11 protein-coding genes and 2 pseudogenes are annotated in these 19596 nt (G+C 38.5%); 5 read left to right on the forward strand and 8 right to left on the reverse strand.

The features are described from left to right. Window positions 1–37 precede the first annotated feature (37 nt). The 4 genes and pseudogenes from ACM03V_RS15305 to ACM03V_RS15320 all read left to right on the forward strand — a co-directional run bounded on the left by ACM03V_RS15305 (window position 38) and on the right by ACM03V_RS15320 (window position 5313). Window positions 38–298 carry a hypothetical protein gene (locus tag ACM03V_RS15305; protein WP_414621651.1) on the forward strand — a complete coding sequence of 87 codons (261 nt, stop codon included), beginning with the start codon at window positions 38–40 and terminating at the stop codon, window positions 296–298. A gap of 221 nt (window positions 299–519) precedes the next feature. Continuing rightward, complete coding sequence (locus tag ACM03V_RS15310) at window positions 520–867, forward strand: YtxH domain-containing protein (protein WP_414621652.1); 348 nt, start codon at window positions 520–522, stop codon at window positions 865–867. A gap of 353 nt (window positions 868–1220) precedes the next feature. Then, window positions 1221–1610: pseudogene (locus ACM03V_RS15315) on the forward strand (DUF948 domain-containing protein); the annotation flags it as partial. Window positions 1611–1815: 205 nt separating this feature from the next. Next, window positions 1816–5313 carry a GAF domain-containing protein gene (locus ACM03V_RS15320; RefSeq protein WP_414621653.1) on the forward strand — a complete coding sequence of 1166 codons (3498 nt, stop codon included), beginning with the start codon at window positions 1816–1818 and terminating at the stop codon, window positions 5311–5313. A gap of 81 nt (window positions 5314–5394) precedes the next feature. On the opposite strand, the gene ACM03V_RS15325 is transcribed toward ACM03V_RS15320, so the two are convergent. The 8 genes and pseudogenes from ACM03V_RS15325 to ACM03V_RS15360 all read right to left on the reverse strand — a co-directional run bounded on the left by ACM03V_RS15325 (window position 5395) and on the right by ACM03V_RS15360 (window position 17223). After that, on the reverse strand, window positions 5395–6444 hold the full coding sequence (locus tag ACM03V_RS15325) for a WD40 repeat domain-containing protein (RefSeq protein WP_414621654.1): 1050 nt from the start codon (window positions 6442–6444) through the stop codon (window positions 5395–5397). Window positions 6445–6646: 202 nt separating this feature from the next. Then, complete coding sequence (locus ACM03V_RS15330) at window positions 6647–8731, reverse strand: protein kinase domain-containing protein (RefSeq protein ID WP_414621655.1); 2085 nt, start codon at window positions 8729–8731, stop codon at window positions 6647–6649. Between the two features lie 277 nt (window positions 8732–9008). Next, window positions 9009–10115: a protein kinase domain-containing protein gene (locus ACM03V_RS15335; RefSeq protein ID WP_414621656.1), complete on the reverse strand. Its 1107-nt coding sequence runs from the start codon at window positions 10113–10115 to the stop codon at window positions 9009–9011. A gap of 202 nt (window positions 10116–10317) precedes the next feature. Further along, a pseudogene (locus tag ACM03V_RS15340) lies at window positions 10318–11205 on the reverse strand (protein kinase domain-containing protein); the annotation flags it as partial. 1116 nt (window positions 11206–12321) lie between these two features. Next, window positions 12322–14559: a glycoside hydrolase gene (locus tag ACM03V_RS15345; protein ID WP_414621657.1), complete on the reverse strand. Its 2238-nt coding sequence runs from the start codon at window positions 14557–14559 to the stop codon at window positions 12322–12324. 110 nt (window positions 14560–14669) lie between these two features. Beyond that, entirely contained in the window at window positions 14670–14900 is a 231-nt protein-coding gene (locus ACM03V_RS15350) for a NifU family protein (protein ID WP_414621658.1), read from the reverse strand. A 196-nt stretch (window positions 14901–15096) separates the two neighbouring features. Next, window positions 15097–16842: an ATP-binding protein gene (locus ACM03V_RS15355; RefSeq protein ID WP_414621659.1), complete on the reverse strand. Its 1746-nt coding sequence runs from the start codon at window positions 16840–16842 to the stop codon at window positions 15097–15099. A gap of 144 nt (window positions 16843–16986) precedes the next feature. Continuing rightward, window positions 16987–17223, reverse strand: coding sequence for a hypothetical protein (locus ACM03V_RS15360; RefSeq protein WP_414621660.1), 237 nt, complete (start codon window positions 17221–17223; stop codon window positions 16987–16989). Window positions 17224–17636: 413 nt separating this feature from the next. On the opposite strand from ACM03V_RS15360, the gene lepA reads away from it, so the two are divergent. Continuing rightward, the gene (gene lepA, locus ACM03V_RS15365) at window positions 17637–19451 is read left to right on the forward strand and encodes a translation elongation factor 4 (RefSeq protein ID WP_414621661.1); all 1815 of its coding nucleotides are present in this window, start codon (window positions 17637–17639) and stop codon (window positions 19449–19451) included. Window positions 19452–19596 lie beyond the last annotated feature (145 nt).

A 19596-nucleotide genomic window follows, 5' to 3' on the forward strand; every position in this document is an offset into this window, starting at 1 on the left:
GCTGATACTTTTTTACTGCACCTCGCAAGTATGCCAATTGAGACAGCGATTATTTAAACTAACCAAATTTTTCATTAAGTGCGATCGCAATTCTTATGCCTTGCTGCATCGTAGACCAGAAGCGATTTATCTGGGTATGCAGAACTTAAATAATCTGCGTCAGAGCAATCAAAGCTTGCAAGTAAAATTACGACAAATAAAGCAAATTTTAGCACTCGTAGTTTTCGGTAGACAAATATTATGGACTCGTCCGGGAATTAGAACTGAAATTAAAAATAGGTTGAAGATTAAAGTTTGAAGGGGAATTGGAGAGAGGGGGAGAGGAGATGGGGAGACAAGGGGATGGGGAGATGGGGAGAATTTTAACCTTTGACCTTTTGACCTCTAACCTTTAACCCTTAACTTTTAATAAGTCAATGCAACCTATGTCGCGGATATATTGTCATCAAGTAAAATCTTTGAAAATCTTGCAAGCCGCTCAAAGCCACTTAAAATGGGTTTAAGAAGAGGTATATATAAATGTCTAATAATCGTAGTGGAAATTTTATTGGTGGTTTGATGTTAGGAGCTACTATCGGTGCCTTCACCGGGTTGCTTATGGCTCCGCGCACGGGACGCGAAACACGTAAATTGTTGAAAAAGTCTGCTGATGCTTTACCAGATTTAGCAGAGGATTTATCAACAAGCGCTCAAATTCAAGCAGATCGTATTTCTGAAAATGCGTTACGCTCTTGGGATGAAACTTTAGATCGACTGCGAGAAGCCTTATATGCTGGAGTAGATGCTTCTATGCGGGAGAATCAAGTATTAAAGCGTCAGAAAACTCAAGATGACTCTAATTCTCTACCCCAGCATCTAAATAATTAGTGAACCGAACTAAGTTAAAATTAAGATTTTAGATTATGGTTTAAACTAAGAAAGTTTCGATGATGAAACTGTATTGTTAATCGTAAATTTAAAATGCCTAACTAATTTAATCGGTGGGGTAAATTCTTTCAAAGTAAATCCGTTTTCGGAAAGTTTATTGAATTCACCGAAATGCATCATTCTCAACAAGACTTAAGAAACCCGGTTTCTTTAGATAAAAACATTATTTTTGTTGGGAAACTAGCAATAAATTGGGTTTCTGCTATTGGTGCGAGATGTAAGTTGAAGACAAGTAAAGAACATTTCCCCACCCAACTTTCCCCACAATGCTGTTAGCTATTGACTATATTAGCGTGAGTGAACCTCTATTTTGGCTGGGATTATCTATTTTATTAGTCGCTGTTAGTTTAACTGCTTTGTTGGTAGCCGCTATTCCAGCTTTGCAGGAGGTAGCAAGAGCTGCTCGCAGTGCAGAAAAGTTGTTTGATACGCTTTCACGGGAGTTACCACCGACTTTAGAAGCCGTGCGCTTAACCGGCTTAGAAATTACCGATTTAACCGATGATGTTAGCGAAGGTGTGCAAAGTGCTTCAGGAGTAGTAAAACAAGTAGACCAAAGTCTCAATAGTGCCAAAAAGCAAGCTCAGAACGTGCAGGTAGGTACGCGGAGTGTTTTTGTAGGTGTAAAAGCTGCATGGAAATCTTTAACTAGTACTAAGCCTTCCAGACGCGCTATCGAACGTCAAAGATAGTTAGGAGTTAGGAGTTGGGAGTAATTAAGGTCAAAGGTTAAAGGTTAAAATTCCCCTTGTCTCCTTGTCTCCCCCTCTCCCCATCTCCCCATCTCCCCATCTCCCCCTCCCTCTGTAAAACCGTCAGCAATGAAATTACTTCGTTAAAAATGGGAACTATATTACCAAGAGTTTAAAATTGTTGTTAATTAAAGTAATGGATAAATTGCAAAAGCATCTGCCATTCGCGACTCAAAAAGGTTTATTACACCGTATTGCTAATCGTATTCGGCAGTCTTTGGAATTAAAAGAAATTTTAAATACGATGGTAGCGGAAGTCAGGGATTACTTGGGGACTGACCGTGTAAAAGTTTATCAGTTCAATCCAGATAGTAGTGGCGTTGTAATTGCCGAGTCAATTCATCATAATCGGCTACCTTCTTTACTTGGCTTGCATTTTCCCGCTGATGATATCCCTCCCTACGCTCGCGAATTGTTTTTGCGAGCGCGTCAGCGTTCGGTAGTAGATATCACCAATTCTAAAATCGGTATAAGTCCTTTAGACCATCCCGAAACGGGAGAGACTCAAGAAGAAAATGATATTCGCTACCGTCCTTTAGATCCTTGTCATGCAGAATATTTAACTGCAATGGGGGTCAAATCTTCTGTAGTCGTACCAATTGTATTAGAAGAAATTTCTACTGAAAAAAAACAATCTTCCTCCTCGACTGCTTCCGCTCAACTTTGGGGATTGCTAGCTTGTCATCATAGCGAGTCGCGCAACGTTACGGAAGATGAATTACAGTTTATCCAAGCTGTTGTAGACCAAGTTGGAGTTGCGATCGCGCAATCAATTCTACTCGAACGAGTGCGGGCACAAGCAAAACAGGAAGCAAATATTAATCGCGTTACCGAATTACTTTATACAAGCCCTACAGTAAAATCCCAGGCAGCACTGGAAGAAGCAGTCGCGACTTTTAATGGTTCTGGTGGTAGGCTTTATTTGCTCGCAGACGAACACCAACCTAGAGAAATTTATACCTACGGAAACCAGCCAGATTTTATAAGTGAAGAAAATCGAGTTGTTGAAGAAAATTACCTCTGGAAAAATTTCTTACACTCGGTAATTGAATCTGGTTTTGATAGTACTGGTTATAAACCTTGGTCGGTACAGTGGATGCGTTCGGTATATAATTTGGGCGATTGCAAAGAACAAGTTGATAATCATCCCAATTTATGGGCAATTGATGACCTTTACCGCGAACCTTTATTCCGTACCTTAGCACCATTTTTTCAATCTACTTCAGTTCGTAGTCTTCTAATTATTCCCCTACATTACGGAACTCACATCGTTGGTTGCTTAACTATTTTCCGTTCGGAAGTTGATACGGAGATTTTATGGTCGGGATGGCACAATCCCGATACTCGTCAACTGATGGCGCGTCAGTCTTTTGAAGTATGGCGACAGGAGAAAAAGGGACAGGCTCAACCGTGGACGGAAGAAGAATTAAAGTATGCTCAAGCACTCAGCGAACGGTTTTCTACGGCAATTAAACAATATAGGCTTTATCAGCAAGTACAAGGTTTAAACGCTAATTTGGAACAGCAGGTAGAAGAACGTACCGAGCAACTTCAACAAAAAACTCAACAGTTACAGCTTTCAAATCTAGAATTAGAAAATTTTATTTCCAGACAAGAAGCGCTTGCAGGTATTGTTGCTAAAATACGCGAATCTCTTGATATTGAAGAAATTTTCCGAATTACAACTAAGGAATTAAGCCAAATACTCGAAGCAGATAGAGTTACGGTTTATCAGTTTAATTCCGATTGGGGTGGATTTGTTGCTGAGTTTGAATCTGTTAGTCCCCAATGGCTAGATGTCGGAGAATTAGGGGTGAATAAAGTTTGGCAAGATACTTATCTCCAAGAAACTCAAGGGGGTAGATATCGTAAAGGTGAAGTTTTTGTAGTTAATGATGTCTATCAAGAAGGGTTTTCTCAATGTCACCTCGATCTTTACGAGCAGTTTTACATTAAAGCTTTTATTGTAGTACCAATATTTGTTGGCAAAGACCTTTGGGGGCTTTTAGGAGTATATCAACATCAAGGATTGCGCGATTGGAAAGCTTCTGAAGTTGAATTTACTTCTCAAATAGCAGCGCAATTAGGAGTTGCTTTGCAGCATTCTACTTTGTTAGCTTATACTCGTCAGCAGACAAAAGAGCTAAAAAAATCTAATGCGGAACTTGAACGAGGAATTGAAACACAGAAAGCTATCTCAAGTATCGTAGCCAAGATTCGTTCCTCACTGGATATGGATGTTGTATTTTCTACTACAACACAAGCAATACGAGAGCTATTGCAAGCAGATAGAGCGGTGATTTATAGTTTTAATCCAGATTGGAGTGGTGAATTTATTGCAGAATCTGTAAGTCAAAACTATGACTCGTTGATGAAAATACAGTGGCAAGACAATCATCTACGGGATAATATCAGCGAATGTAGCGTTAAAAATTTATCTTTATCATCTTCTCAAGATACTTACTTAAAAGACACCCAAGGTGGTTCATTTGCAAAAGGAATAGTTTTTCGCATTTGTAATGATATTTATAATGCAGGGTTCAGTGATTGCTACATTAAAGTATTAGAAAGTTATGAAGCGAGAGCTTATGCAATTATTGCTATCTATCAACAGGAAAAACTATGGGGTTTGTTAGCAGCTTTCCAAAATGATGCTCCCCGCGAATGGCAGGATTTTGAAGTGCAGTTCCTTCAACAAATATCGGAACAAATGAGCGTGGCTCTACAGCAGTCCGATTTGCACAACCAAGTTAAGTCTCAAACAGAAGAACTGAAACAAACCTTAATTAATTTACAAGAAACTCAAACTCAACTGATCCAAACGGAAAAAATGTCTAGTTTGGGACAGTTAGTAGCAGGAATTGCTCACGAGATTAATAATCCTGTTAATTTCATTCACGCTAATTTAAGTCATCTTGAGGAATACACAAGTAATATTTTGCAACTAATCAGCTGCTATCAGGAATACTGCCCCGAACCTTCTGATGAAGTTCAAAAATTACTTGAGGAAGCTGACATCGAATATATTACAGAAGATTTACCAAAACTAATATCTTCTTTATCTATCGGAACTCAACGCATTCAATCAATTGTTTTATCATTGCGGAGTTTTTCGCGTTTAGATGAAGCGGAAATGAAACCTGTAGATATTCACGATGGTATTGAAGGTACGCTATTGATATTGCAGCACCGGCTTAAAACTGATAAGTCCAAAGTTAATATCAATATTGTCAAAGAATATGGCGAATTACCTTTAGTTCAATGCTATGCCGGACAACTCAATCAAGTATTTATGAATTTGCTAGCAAATGCCATTGATGAACTTCAATCAGTCAAACCATTATCTGAAGAAGACAATACTAAAACAATCGCCATTACTACTCAAAATTTAGAAAGTGATTGGGTGAAAATATCTATCAAAGATGATGGAAATGGAATTTCGCCAGAAACTTTAGATAAACTATTTGACCCATTTTTTACTACTAAACCAGTTGGTAAAGGTACGGGATTGGGATTGTCAATTAGTTACAAAATTATTGAAAAACACTGTGGTAAATTATATTGCAATTCGATACTGGGTGAAGGCGCCGAATTTGTAATTGAATTACCATCTAAATCTGTACTTTGTACTTAATAGAAAATTGGGAGTAGGGAGTAGGGAATAGTTAGGAGTTTGCTCGTAACTGGTAACTGGTAACTGTTCACTGCTCACTGTTCACTGCAAAGTTTGCCAAATTTTAATAGTTTTATCAAAACTGCTGCTAGCAAGAGTTTTACCATCTGGACTAAACGCTACAGACCAAACTCTTTGAGAATGTCCTCTAAGGGTACTAATTCGTTTTCCCGTTTCTGGATTCCATAACTTGATAGTTTTATCCCAACTACCGCTAGCTAAAGTTTTACCATCTGGGCTAAATGCAACCGACCAAATTTTATGGGAATGTCCGTTTAAAACGCGCAACTTAGCCCCAGTATGTGGATTCCACAAGTTGATCGTTTTATCCCAACTACCGCTAGCTAAAGTTTTACCATCTGGGCTAAATGCTAAAGAACTTATCGCATCTAAATGACCTGTCAAAGAGTTGATTTTGGTTCCCGTAGCTAAATCCCATAGGTTAATCGTGCCTTCAAAATGATTTCCCGTGGCGAAAGTCTTACCGTCAGGGCTAACTGCTACGACATTTACTACGTCACAATCTCCCCTTATAGTGCGAATTCTGGTTCCCGTAACTGCATTCCATAAACTAACAGTTTGATCCCAACTACTACTAACAATAAAGTTTCCATCCGGACTAAAAGCGATTGAACCGACAGAGGCTAAATGTCCTCTCATCAACCGAATTTGCTTACCTGTTGCCACATCCCACAACCGAATAACTTTATCAGCACCAGCAGAAGCCAGTGTTTTGCCATCTGGACTAAAAACAACGGTATTAACTGAGTCCGAATGCCCTTCTAAGCTGCGGATTGGCTGTTTTGTTTCTAAATCCCATAATTTAATCGTTTTATCTCCGCTAACCGAAGCAATAATCCTTCTTTCACTTGCTTCAACCTGATGCGGACTAATAGCGATCGCCCAAACTGAATCGGAATGTCCGGTTAATGTAAATCCCAAGGAAGCAGTTCTCCAAGGCGTTGACACTGACTCGTTCAAGCGAGAAGATATTCCACTCGTGGCAGGAGAAGTTTCCCAACCCCAAACTTTGATAAAGGCTAAAACCATTACCGAGAAAGTGGTTAAAATTTTCAATATGTAATTAGTCATATTCATAAACAAAATAAATACTTGATGAAGCTTGGTTTTTAACTCAACTTCACGATAAAAAAAATATACTTAAATTTATTTTTTGATAGAAATATAGTCATCCATCAATTCAATAGTATCTCGGATAAATTTCCAAGAGCTATGCATATTCTTTACAAGTATTTTATATTGACTTTACTCGGGATTATTATTCTCTTGACAATTAAAAAACAGGTATTTGCCAAACTTTAATAGTTCTATCTTGAGCAGCACTAACAAGAATATTTCCATCCCGATTAAAAGCAAGAGATTCGACTTTACCAGAATGTCCTTTTAAAGTCATTAAAAGTTCCCCAGTAGTTAAATTCCATAACTTAATAGTGTTATCACTACTACCCGAAGCAAGAAGATTTCTTTGGGAGCTTACAGCAGTAGATGTTATGGGTTGAAAATGTCCGTTTAAGGTACGTATTTTTTCTCCAGTAATTGGATTCCACATACCTATATCGCTATTGTAACTAGCAATTACCGAATTATTACTTGTGCTTCCAGCTTTTTTAATGAAGTCAGTGAAATGAACTTTACTATAGTTTTTTGGTAAAGTACGTAAAAGTTTTTCAGCTTTTACATCCCAAATTTTAATCGTACCGTCAAAGCTACCACTGGCAAGCATTTTACCTTCAGCATCGAAGCCAAGAGAACTAATTCTTTGTTTGTGATTATCAAAACTAACTAATTCTTCACCAGTGTTAAGATTCCACAGCTTGATACTATTGTCATCGCCACCAGAGGCAAGTAGCTTACCATCCGGGCTGATAGCTAAAGCATGAATTCCCGAAGTATGTTTTTGTAGCGTGCGAATTTCTTGCCCTGTTGCCAAATTCCATATTTTGATAGTTTTATCTTCACTACCAGTAACAAATTTTGTCCCGTCTGGATAGATTGCAACTACATTGACTTTTCCATTATGAGCATTAAAAACAGATATTTCCTGTTTGGTTACTAAGCTCCATAGTTTTACACCGAAAACACTATTTGTCAAAATTGTCTTGCTATCCGGGCTAATTGCCAGGGATGAAACTGAGTCGTAAACAAGGTTAAAGGTTTTGATTAAAGCAAACTGTCTTTGATTAGATTCCGATTGCCCCAACTCACGTTTAACTGCTGGCTGAATGCTTGGTTGAGTATTGGTATCGTTGCGGATTTGGGTTTCGCGGGTTTTCCAATACCAAAATTCTCCAGCAATAAACAGTAAGACTGCTGCACCTGCTAAGAATATTTTTTTTAACTTAGTATATTTATTTAGCGAAAATATTTCGGTTGGTGGTACTAATTGTTCGGAAACTTCTACCAAACCAGGTAAAACTACAGGATATTGTTGCGGCTCTTTCAAATCTGCAATTACTTCCACAGCCGATTTGTACCGCTGCTCCATATCTTTTTTTAACAATCTATCGACAACATGAGCAAGCTCATCGCTAATCGGATAGTTTAAATATTTTTCCCAATGATTCATCCAGCTATAACCATGTTCCGTCCATAGTTGAAAAGGGGACATACCCGTCATTAAATGAAAACAGGTAGCACCAACGCTAAATAAATCGCTAGCAGGATAAGCTAATCCATCTCTAATTTGTTCTATTGCACAATAACCATGCGAGCCAATAGAAGTTCCTACTTTCAAGTTGAGTGTTGGCTTCAATTCTTTAGAAGAACCAAAATCTATTAATACTAAATCGCCTTTCAATTCTTGAGGGAAATTGCGACGGATAATATTTTGGGGTTTAATATCCCGATGAACGACTCCATGCTCGTGGACAAAATGAAGAACTGGTAATAAATTTAACAAAAATTTTCTAATTTCTTTTTCGTTATAGCAACGCAGCCAAATATCACCTTCGCGTCGCCTTTCTAATTCTTCGAGCAAATTTTGCCCGTCGATAAATTGCTGTACCAAATATAAACAATTGTCTTGTTCAAAATAAGCTAAAAGCTTAGGAATTTGGGAGTTTTCTCCTAACTGTTGTAGTCGTTGTGCTTCTTTTTCAAACAACTCTACTGCTTTCTTTAACGCCCAGTTTCCTTCAATTCTAGGTGCTAATTGCTTGATAACACAAGGCTCATTTAGTTTATCTGAATCTTGGGCTAAATAAGTTTTACCAAATCCACCTTCTTGTGAAAGCACCCGGATAACTCGAAACCGATTTCGTAATAATGGTAATATTGATGCCCCGCAGTTAACGCAAAATTTTGAGGATTTATCGTTAAGAGGATTTAGGCAATCGGGATTTAAGCAGCAGATCATCATTAAATTTGGGCAACTGCGTGATAGTTTTTGCTAACAAAAGCCCCTAATTTTCCTTTGCAATAGAAAAATTATTTCATTATTATACAAAAATCTTTGTAGAAAAATATTTAAATTCAATTAATTAAATCATTTTTTTCGTAATGTAATTACGTTTACCAAGATTAATGTATTAATAAAAACTACCTATCCTCAAATGAATAATCTATCTTAGAATACAGAACAAATAAGCTACTTAACTTAGATTGGATATTTTTTTGCCGTTTTTTATATGGTAGATTTATTCTGCCAGTGATGAATAACGTTTATATTTACGTTGTGTTTTTCTTGCTTCTAATTTAGCTTTCCATTCCCGAATCGCGATCGCAGTTCGTGCAAACGGTGGAACATAACTATGATAATTTTCTTCAAAACTATTAGTTTTAGTAACTGACTTCTTTTCACCTCCTAAAGGTTGAGTAGCCAAACAGTTAGTTAAATGGGGTAAATGAGATTCTACACCCAGAGCAAACATAACATCCGAAGCAGATGCAAAACGCTCTCTTACATTAACTTTAAGCATTGTATTCAAGATAGAAGTAAAGCTTTCGCTGAGTGTTAACTGTTTTTGCCAGCAGATTTCACCCGTATTGGTATCGCGATCAAATTCTAAAGGTGCTTTACCAGTAAGTAAGTAGAGACAAGTTACTCCTAATGCATAAATATCGCTACTATAAACTGGACGTAGAGAAAACTGCTCTGGAGGTGCAAATCCCATAGTCCCGACAAAATTAGTAATCGCAGTTGTTTTGTCCTCAAATTCCCCAACTAAGGCTAACTCTTCTTTAACTGCACCAAAATCAATTAATACTAAACGTTTATCATCGTCGCATCGGAGAAGATTGTGCGGTTTAATATCGCGGTGAATTACGCGATTTTTATGAACATACTGCAATACCGGCAGAATTTCCTGTAAAAACTGTTTCACAGCAACTTCACTTAAAAGACCGTTGCGTCTCACTTCGCGAGTTAAAGTACAGCCAGGAACATATTCTTGAACCAGAAAAAATTCTCCTGCGATTTCAAAGTAATCTAAAAGCATGGGTATTTGAGAATGGTTTCCCAATTGACCCAAGGTTTTAGCTTCTTTTTCAAAACGTTCTTTAGCTTTTTCCCAAGTACTAGGATTACTAACTCTGGGACGAAGCTGTTTAATAACGCACAAAGGATATCCTGGTAAATTCATATTTCGGGCTAAAAAAGTAACACCAAAACCTCCTCTACCTAAAATACGTAAAATTGCATAGCGATCGCGAAATAAAGTTTTAGAACCACATAATTGTCCTAATTTTGTATTTGTCAACAGGTCTGAATGAAAATTAGATATTTTTTCAGAAAAGCGATTCATTATAATTAAAGATATTATTGACATTGCTATTTTACGATTTTCTCAATGTAACTACTATCGCTATGTGTCGCCAGTATAATTACCGTATCTTTGCCTAAACTTAAAATTTTTCTAATTTTTCTTAAACACTGTGAATCAAAGGTGTGAAAATCTAGGTAAGGAGATGGTGTAAGATAACAGATAAATGAGGTAAATACGATTACATACCCAGAGCAAGCATTAGCTCAGAAACAGATATAAAACGCTCGTTTAAATTAGTTTTAAGCATTTTATTCAAAATTTTGGTAAACTGTTCGCTAACTGTTAACTCTTTTTGCCAGCATATTTCACCCGTATTTATGTCGTAATCAAATTCCAAAGGTGCTTTTCCAGTTAGTAAATAAAGACAAGTTACACCTAATGCATAAATATCGCTACTGTAAACCGGACGTAGGAAAATCTGTTCTGGAGGTGCAAATCCCATAGTTCCAACAAACATAGTAGTAGCATTTTCATTGATAAGTTCGCCAGTTAATGCCAATTCTTCTTTAACTGCACCAAAATCAATTAATACTAAACGTCTATCATCATTGCAGCGTAGTAAATTGTGCGGTTTGATATCGCGGTGAATTATATGATTTGTATGAATATACTGTAACACCGGCAGTATTTCGTTCAAGAACTGTTTGACCGCAGCTTCATTAAAAGAACCGCTGCGTCTAACTTCCCGAATTAAAGTACGACCACGAATATATTCTTGAACCAAAAAAAAATCTTCTTCTATTTCAAAGTAATCTAAAAGCATGGGAATTTGACAATGATTTCCCAATTGACCTAAGGCTTTAGCTTCTTTTTCAAAACGTTCTTTAGCTTTTTGCAAACTTCTAAAACTACTAACTTCAGGATAAAGCTGCTTTATCACGCATAAAGGATGTCCTGGTAAAGTTACATTCCTAGCTAAAAATGTGACTCCAAAAGCTCCTCTACCTAAAATTCGTAAAATTGCATAACGTTTGCAAAACAAAGTTTTAGAACCACATAATTGACCTAGTTGAGTATTCCTCAACACATCTGAATAAAATTTCAATATTTTCTGAGACAAGTGATTCATCACTTTGTACAAGATGACAATATATTTAATAACTGCTGAAAAAAGTATGCTTTAAAACCCTGTAGTTGACCTTGAAAAATACTATAAGTACTTAGGCAAAATGATTGATATAATTACTTCTAGGTTATAAGTACTTAGGCAAAATTAATTGTATATTTGTCATTGCCAGTCGAATGAAGCAATCACCTGACGATGAATGCTTAGCTGTTGTATACCTTTCAGGCAAGCTGAGCCGCACTGCGTGAACGGAAACGCAATGAAATAAATATTTTTGTCTACTTAGTTATAAGCCGGAGCCTATTCCCTATTCTCTCCGTGTGCGTAAGCGCAGATATGCGTAAGCGCAGGAGCGCATAGCGTGTCCGTAGGACACAGGAGAAATCTTTAATTGGGGCTTGCACAATTACTTATTTACGACGAATGATTTTAAATCTTCCTAAAGATTCTTAGCACTTGCTGCTACCGATTCTTTTAGCAAAATTATTACCTGATTTATTACACTTCATTATGTAGTTTTTTGCGCTACAGATTACAGGCAAGTTGGCAATATGCTCGAAGTCCTCAAATGAATCTAATTAGGGTTACTTTTTATACATAAAATTATCTTTTAATATTTAGGTAATTTGTATTATATTTTAGTATAAAAAAATAAAAAATTGCAGGTTATTACTTTCATTAAGTTTATTTTTTTGCTGTATAAACTCGATTGATGTACCAGCCATAAGTAATGTCTCTCAAGGTGAGTATATTTTTAACTACATAAATTATATAGTTCTTCTACGATCTAAGCAATAATTTATTAGTAGAATTTATTACCTGTATAGTTGTGTAATTTCTACAGTGCCATATTTTTGTTAAATCTGACAACTGTTGAATATGCTTAAGTGTTTTGTGAGTATTTAATAAAAGCTGAATACGATTAAGTAGATAGGCGGAAAAATTTAGGAAGCAATGCGATTTTATGAACTTTACTCTAAATGCTGCGATCGCAAAAAAAACACAGTGTTTTTAAATCATCTAAAACACATAATTAAAATACATAATTCAAGTAATAATACGTAATAAAAAAGATTGGTGTGCTATTTCGCGGCACACCACTATGAAACGTTTCCCCATTTAATTCAACTCAATCGCAATCAAACCGTTTTCTGGTAAATAATTGCGAAAATGCCCTGCATCGGAAAGTACTAAAACAAGCCTTATGGGAGATTCGGGGGGTTGCTGTAAATCGTTCCACGGTACTGCTATCTCAAGGGAATTATTTAAAGCTGCTTGAGCGTGGGTTTGGCGAGTATACCATTGGGAATATTCACCTGCTTGCTGAAATTTAATTGAGCGTGTTGATAAATTGATTTGTAAATGATGGTGAAATAGGTAATTTAATGGTGCAATATCCGGTGTCTCAGCGATTGGTAATGAACTGTTGTGCATGATTTGATTTGGATAAAACCACAGCAGGTTTAATTGGGGTGGTAAATCTTTTTCTGGCTGTATTCCGGTTTTAAAATCCATGCGTAAGTAAAAATTGGATTGATCTAAGCCATACCACAACCGCTGAATGGGGCTGCTGCTGTGCATAGTTCCTCGGGCACCGCCAATTTCTAAACGTCCGGCTTTTTCCCAACCTTGTTCGTCGCCGCTACCGTTGATTTGTGGATGGATAAACCCGGTAGCTCGATGGTTTGTTCTTGCTTCATGAATTTCTAAAGGTTGATTTAGATAAGTCGGTATGGGTTCGTTTAATGCTCGGTAAATTCCCCGCAAATGCAGCCGAAATAATTGGTCAAAAATAGCATCTTGATTTGATGAATGCCCTTCTCCAAACCACCAAAACCAGTCGGAACCTTCAGCAGCATATAAAGCTTCCCAGGCTGCGGGATTGTTTTCTTCTGTTGCTTCTGGATGATTTGCTAATGTTTGTCTGGCTTGAGTTAAGTAGTCCCAAGCTCTATTTTTTACCGGGTCGCCTATCCATGTAGTAAAACTACCGTCTACCCAAGAACCGCTATGCAGTTGCTCTGCCTTCATTGTGGCTTGAGCGGGAAATTCTTGTAGATATTCGGAAACTGTAACTAATTTTAGCTGCGGTTCCTGACTAAATTTTTCGTACAAAGCTTCTAAGAAAGGTTTACCATCTTGTTCGTAAAATTCCCAACAGTTTTCGCCATCCAAAGCGATAGTAACTAACCAAGGCTGCTCGCTTTGACTATCTTGCTGCATTTGAGCAATTTTCTGCAATCGTCCGATTAAATCTTGCGATGCAACAGCCGGTGGCATTCCGCTATAGGTAAAACCAATCAAATCGGATAGTGCGTGATCTCGAAAAACAATTGATAAATCTCCAGCAGAAGTTTGTAAGCGGTAAGGGCGATAAAGTAATTCTGGTTGTTGAATATTTCCCGTTTCATCGCGATGGAAAAACTGCTGTAAGCTCCAACCCAACACAGCTTCATCAGAGCATATCCACTGAAAACCCTGTTCTACAATATACGGTAAAACAGCCGGACTTACCGACTGCTCCGAAGGCCACAACCCGCGAGGTTCTCGCTTAAATCGATCTTTATAAAACTCCCATCCCTTATTTAGATGACGGGGAATATCTTCTGGCCACGAAAAACGATATCGCGGCAAAGTCATATTAGGTACAGCCACTTTGCCCGCATCAGTATCGGCAAGTAAAGGTAAAATTGGGTGCGTATAAGGCGTAGTCGTCACCTCCAACTGCCCTGTTTCCTGCATCTGACGGTGTTTCGGTATAATACGAGCTAAAATTTCTCGCTGCTTCGAGTAAATGCGCTGGCGATCGCTCAAACTAAAATCTCTTCCCTGGTTTAACCAAGTCGCAATTTCCCCATCATCCCAAAACAAAGGGTCAATCCACGCTAAATTATGCCAAGCTAATAAATCGCTATAATCTTGTAAATCCCAATTTGCCAAACACCAAGCTTCTCCCTTCTCCTGACGAACTTGGTAAAGTTCCCTGTAGCGAGGATGGGGTTGAATTAAAGTATCGTAATTAGCGTCAAAAAAATGTTCGAGAATAAATTCTAATTGTCCCTGGGTTAGTTGTTCTGTAGGGGTTAAACTAACTTCCAAATAAGGATCGAAGGCAGTACCGGCAATATAATCTTCCAGTTGCAATATCAAAGACGGAACCAAGTTAACTGTTTGATGTAACTTCGGATACCGTTCCAACATTAATATCAAATCCAAATAATCCTTGGTACCGTGCAACCGTACCCAAGGTAAGCGGTATCTTCCAGTACTTAGATAGGAAGAGGAACCTCCTTCAGGAGACTTATATAAAGGTTGATGTTGATGCCAAATAAAAGCGACGTGCAGAGGGTGAGACATAAATGAGTGTTAGCGGAGCGTGTCCGCCAGGACATGGAGTTAAAAATTAGGAGTTAGGAATTAGGACTTATGAGTTAAATAACCTGTATCCTAATTCCCAACTTTATTTCTTATACCACTTGTTCCACTTCTGCAATTTCGGGAATCATTTCTCTTAGACGACGTTCGATACCCATTCTCAAAGTCATAGCAGAGCTAGGGCAAGAACCGCAGGCACCTTGTAAACGTAATTTTACAATAGGGCCATCAAGCTCTACAAGTTCCACATTTCCGCCATCAGACATTAAGTATGGGCGCAATTCATCAAGAACTGTTTCTACATTTTGGTTTGTTAATTCCATAATCCTTATTGACCTCAGTTAAGCGACAAAGTTTGTTTTCTTTTCTTGTAACTACATACTAGAACAATTGGGGCAAAATGATGGGGGGATGGGGAGAGGGGGTGATGGGGAGAGGGGGTGATGGGGAGACAAGGAGACAAGGAGATATTTAAAACAATTCCTAACTGGTAACTGGTAACTGGTAACTGGTAACTGCTCACTGCTCGCTGGATTCACTGTCACTGCTGGAAACCAAAACGGGCTGTTGATAAAGCGGAACTGTAAAAGTAACTGTGGAACCAAGCCCTTCACCTAAGCTGTAAAAATGAACTTCGCCACCCATTGCTTCTACTAATTTCTGAGATATGGTTAATCCCAAGCCGGTACCACCGTATTGACGGGTACGGGAACCATCTACTTGGGAAAATAATTGAAATAATTTGTCTTGCTGGTCTAAAGAAACACCGATACCCGTGTCTACTACCCGCACTTTCACCATGCCGGGAAATTCTTGTTCTTTAAATATTACTTTTTTGCGAACTACGTCAGCAGCAACAGTTATATGCCCTTCGTGGGTGAATTTTATCGCATTACCTACTAGATTGATCATTACCTGTTTGAGCCGGAGGTAATCGCTGTAAACGACAATTTCATCATTTGTTCCGGGTAACTGCATTCCAAAGCTGAGATTTTTATGTTCTGCTTGCAGACGCATAAAATTTTCTACATCGCTGAATAATTCATCCAGTTTTACGGGACTAAGTTCTAACTCCATCTTGCCTGCTTCTATTTTGGCAAAGTCTAAGATGTCGTTAATAACTTCAAGCAGATGTATCGATGATTTGTGAGCTTCTTCAAGAAAAAGAGCTTTTTCTTCATCATCATCAGCCATTCCGTCCAAAATTAGCTTTAAAAAGCCAATCATGCCGTTTAATGGCGTGCGGATTTCATGAGAAACGTTGGCAAGAAATTCGCTTTTGAGACGAGAAGCGTCTTCTGCTTGCTGACGTGCTGATTCTAATTCTTTATATAAAGTAGCGTGAGCGATCGCCGTGCCAATTTGGTCTGCTGCTTCTCTAGTTAATTCAAGTTCTTTTGCTGACAAGTAGGAGTATTCGGCACTTAAACTTAAAGCAATTAAGCTATTGGGTTGCTCTTGGTGAGAAGTTGCGACTATTAAAAGTTTGTGCGTGTTGAATAAAGAATTTTCTGGTTGGTCTACTATAACAGGTTTGAGAGTACTTAAAGCTTGAGTAAACCCAATTTCAGAAGCTATATCTATTTCCGTTCCCAACATCGACTTGACGTTTGGCTGGCATGACTGGGCAATTACACGTATTTTAGGCTCCCCGTTGTAAGGGCAAATTATACAAAAACTTGGCTGTAGTGTTGTGCTTAAACTATCAACAGTTTGCTGCCAAATAATGTTTAAATCCAGAGTTCGCCGGATATTTCTAGTGATATTGTTAATCAGTTTTTGGTATTGCTGCGAGCGTATATCATCATCTAAATTCCTCGATTTAGGCGTTATCTCTATTTGATCTATGCTCGCTCCAACTTGCAATAATCTTCCCATTACCAATACTGACGTTGCAGCATCGCCTAAAGCTGGCATGATTGGAGTCATCAACAACTCTAGCTCTACAGCCGCTTTTGGAAGATTAAACCAACACTGGCATTTTTGGGGAACCAAAGTTGCTAGCACTTCCTGCAACCGTTGTAAATAGACAGCTTTATCAATCGGAGCAAAGTTTTCTTGATTCGCTTTATCGCCAAGAATATTTTCTGAGTTTAATCCCAAACGTTCGCCTTGCTGCCAACAAAAATTGAGGAAACGTCCCGTACCATTCTGAACGTACACTAGCTCAGTTCCCAAACAAGCTAATGCATCAGTGTACTTAGTAACAGATTCCTTATGGTCGGACAATAAATGCGATGGTTCAGAATTAGCAGCAATACTCATGACTGGGGTTAAATAGAAACAGTGTAGCCCAAACTAAGTTGTGCTAATAGCTGCTTAAAGTGTGGCATAAATTTTTACAGCTTTAGCATACTTGTTTGGGATTTTTATTGTATTCCTGGAATTAGTTGTAAAAAATATAAATTGTTAATCGTTCCACTCACCCCGAGGTGGAACTTTAATTCTATGGGGGGTGCGCGTTAGTTCGTCATCTCTAGGAATATCGCCGCGCAACCATTGACGCAGTGCCACTTCAATCACTTTAGAGGGGTCATTACTCAGGTGACTAATTTTCTCTAATAATTCAGAATCCAAGCGGATAGCAACTTCTACCTTCTCGGATAAGATGTTTTCCGTGAAGTCCGGTCTTTCTTTCATGTTCATAGCTAGTATTCTCTGCGCGTTATTTATCCCAAGGCTAGGTCAGGTCAGGCAGCTTTACCTACAGTTGAACAAAAAGAATGTTATTTACCCAACCCTAGAGTTGCTTGCTGCCTTATAATCGTCCATGTTTATTTTACGCTCCCACCATAACAATACCAGCATCTTTTGATGAGAGGGGGAGGGGGGGACAAGGAGAATTTAAGCTTGAACCTTGAACCTTGAACCTTGAACCTTTGACCTTTGACCTTTGACCTTATTAACTCCTAACTCCTAACTTCTCATTGATAACTGGTCACTGGTTACTGTTCACTGATTTGATCGGCGTGTTTGCGAAGAAAGCATTACAATACGTTAAGTAAAAGGCTTTTTTTATTAAGATCAAGATCGCAGAATACAGCTTTATCAATAAGTATATGACTGACGTTCCCGCTTCTCGCATTCGTAATTTTTGCATTATTGCTCACATTGACCACGGTAAATCAACTTTGGCTGACCGTCTTCTGCAAGCCACTGGTACGGTGGAAAATCGGCAGATGAAGGAGCAGTTTCTCGATAATATGGATTTGGAACGGGAGCGCGGCATTACTATCAAGCTGCAAGCGGCTCGGATGAATTACAAGGCTAAGGATGGTCAGGAATATGTACTCAATCTGATTGATACTCCCGGTCACGTTGATTTCTCTTATGAGGTGTCCCGCAGCTTGGTAGCTTGTGAGGGAGCCTTATTAGTTGTAGATGCTTCTCAAGGTGTAGAAGCTCAAACTTTAGCTAACGTTTATTTGGCAATCGAGAACGATTTAGAAATTATCCCGGTATTAAATAAAATTGATTTACCGGGTGCCGAACCAGAACGGGTTGCTGGGGAAATCGAAGAAGTTATCGGTTTGGATTGCAGCGGTGCGATTCTTGCTTCTGCTAAGGAGGGAATCGGCATTCCCGAAATTTTAGAAACAATTGTTGAACGAGTACCGCAGCCCCAGAATAACATTGATGAGCCTTTACGAGCGTTAATTTTTGATAGTTATTATGATAGCTACCGGGGAGTAATTGTTTATTTCCGAGTCATGGATGGAAAAGTCAAGAAAGGCGATAAAGTCTATCTGATGGCTTCTGGTAAGGAATATGAAATTGATGAATTGGGGGTTCTTTCTCCGAGTCAAGTGCAAGTAGACGAACTTCACGCTGGGGAAGTAGGCTATTTCGCGGCGGCGATTAAAGCTGTGGAAGATGCGCGGGTAGGAGATACCATCACTTTAAGTAAGGATAAAGCGGCTAAAGCTTTACCTGGTTATGCGGAAGCTAACCCGATGGTATTTTGCGGGATGTTTCCGATTGATTCCGATCAGTTTAAGGATTTACGAGAAGCTTTAGATAAACTTAAGCTTAACGATGCAGCTTTACAATTTGAACCGGAAACTTCCAGCGCGATGGGTTTTGGTTTCCGTTGCGGATTCTTGGGTTTGCTGCACATGGAAATTGTCCAAGAGCGTTTAGAGCGCGAGTATAACTTAGATTTAATTATTACTGCTCCTTCAGTAATTTACAAAGTAACTACTAATAAAGGTGAAGTAGTTTACATTGATAATCCCGCTACTCTGCCTTCTCCCAACGAACGAGAGAAAATTGAGGAACCCTACGTTAAAATTGAAATGATTACTCCTGAAGAATACGTGGGAACCTTGATGGAGTTATCTCAAAATCGTCGGGGTGTGTTTAAAGATATGAAATATCTTACCCAAGGGCGGACTACATTAACCTACGAGTTACCTTTAGCCGAAGTTGTCACCGACTTTTTCGATCAAATGAAATCTCGTTCTCGCGGTTATGCGAGTATGGAATATCAGCTAATTGGCTATCGTGAAAATCATCTGGTGAAATTAGACTTGATGATCAACGGCGATCCAGTTGATTCTTTGGCGATGATTGTTCACCGCGATAAAGCTTATAATGTTGGGCGAGGGATGGCTGAGAAATTGAAAGAATTAATTCCCCGCCATCAGTTTAAAGTACCAATTCAAGCAGCTATTGGAAGTAAAATTATTGCTTCAGAACATATTCCAGCATTGCGGAAGGATGTATTAGCCAAATGTTATGGTGGTGATATTAGTCGTAAGAAGAAACTTTTGCAGAAGCAAGCTAAAGGTAAAAAGCGGATGAAATCTGTGGGTACCGTAGATGTTCCGCAGGAAGCATTTATGGCAGTATTAAAACTGGATCAAAATGCGTAATCCCCGTAATTACGCATTATTATGTAGAGACGTAGCAGTGCTACGTCTTCCGTATTCAGGGTTTTATCGAATAATAATTTCCAATTTAGTGATCGGCGAGCAAGATGCTCTTATTACAGAAATTTTGATATAGGGAAATCGCCCG

Origin of the sequence: Calothrix sp. CCY 0018, from assembly GCF_963920925.1 — a bacterium.
Taxonomy (GTDB): domain Bacteria; phylum Cyanobacteriota; class Cyanobacteriia; order Cyanobacteriales; family Nostocaceae; genus Rivularia.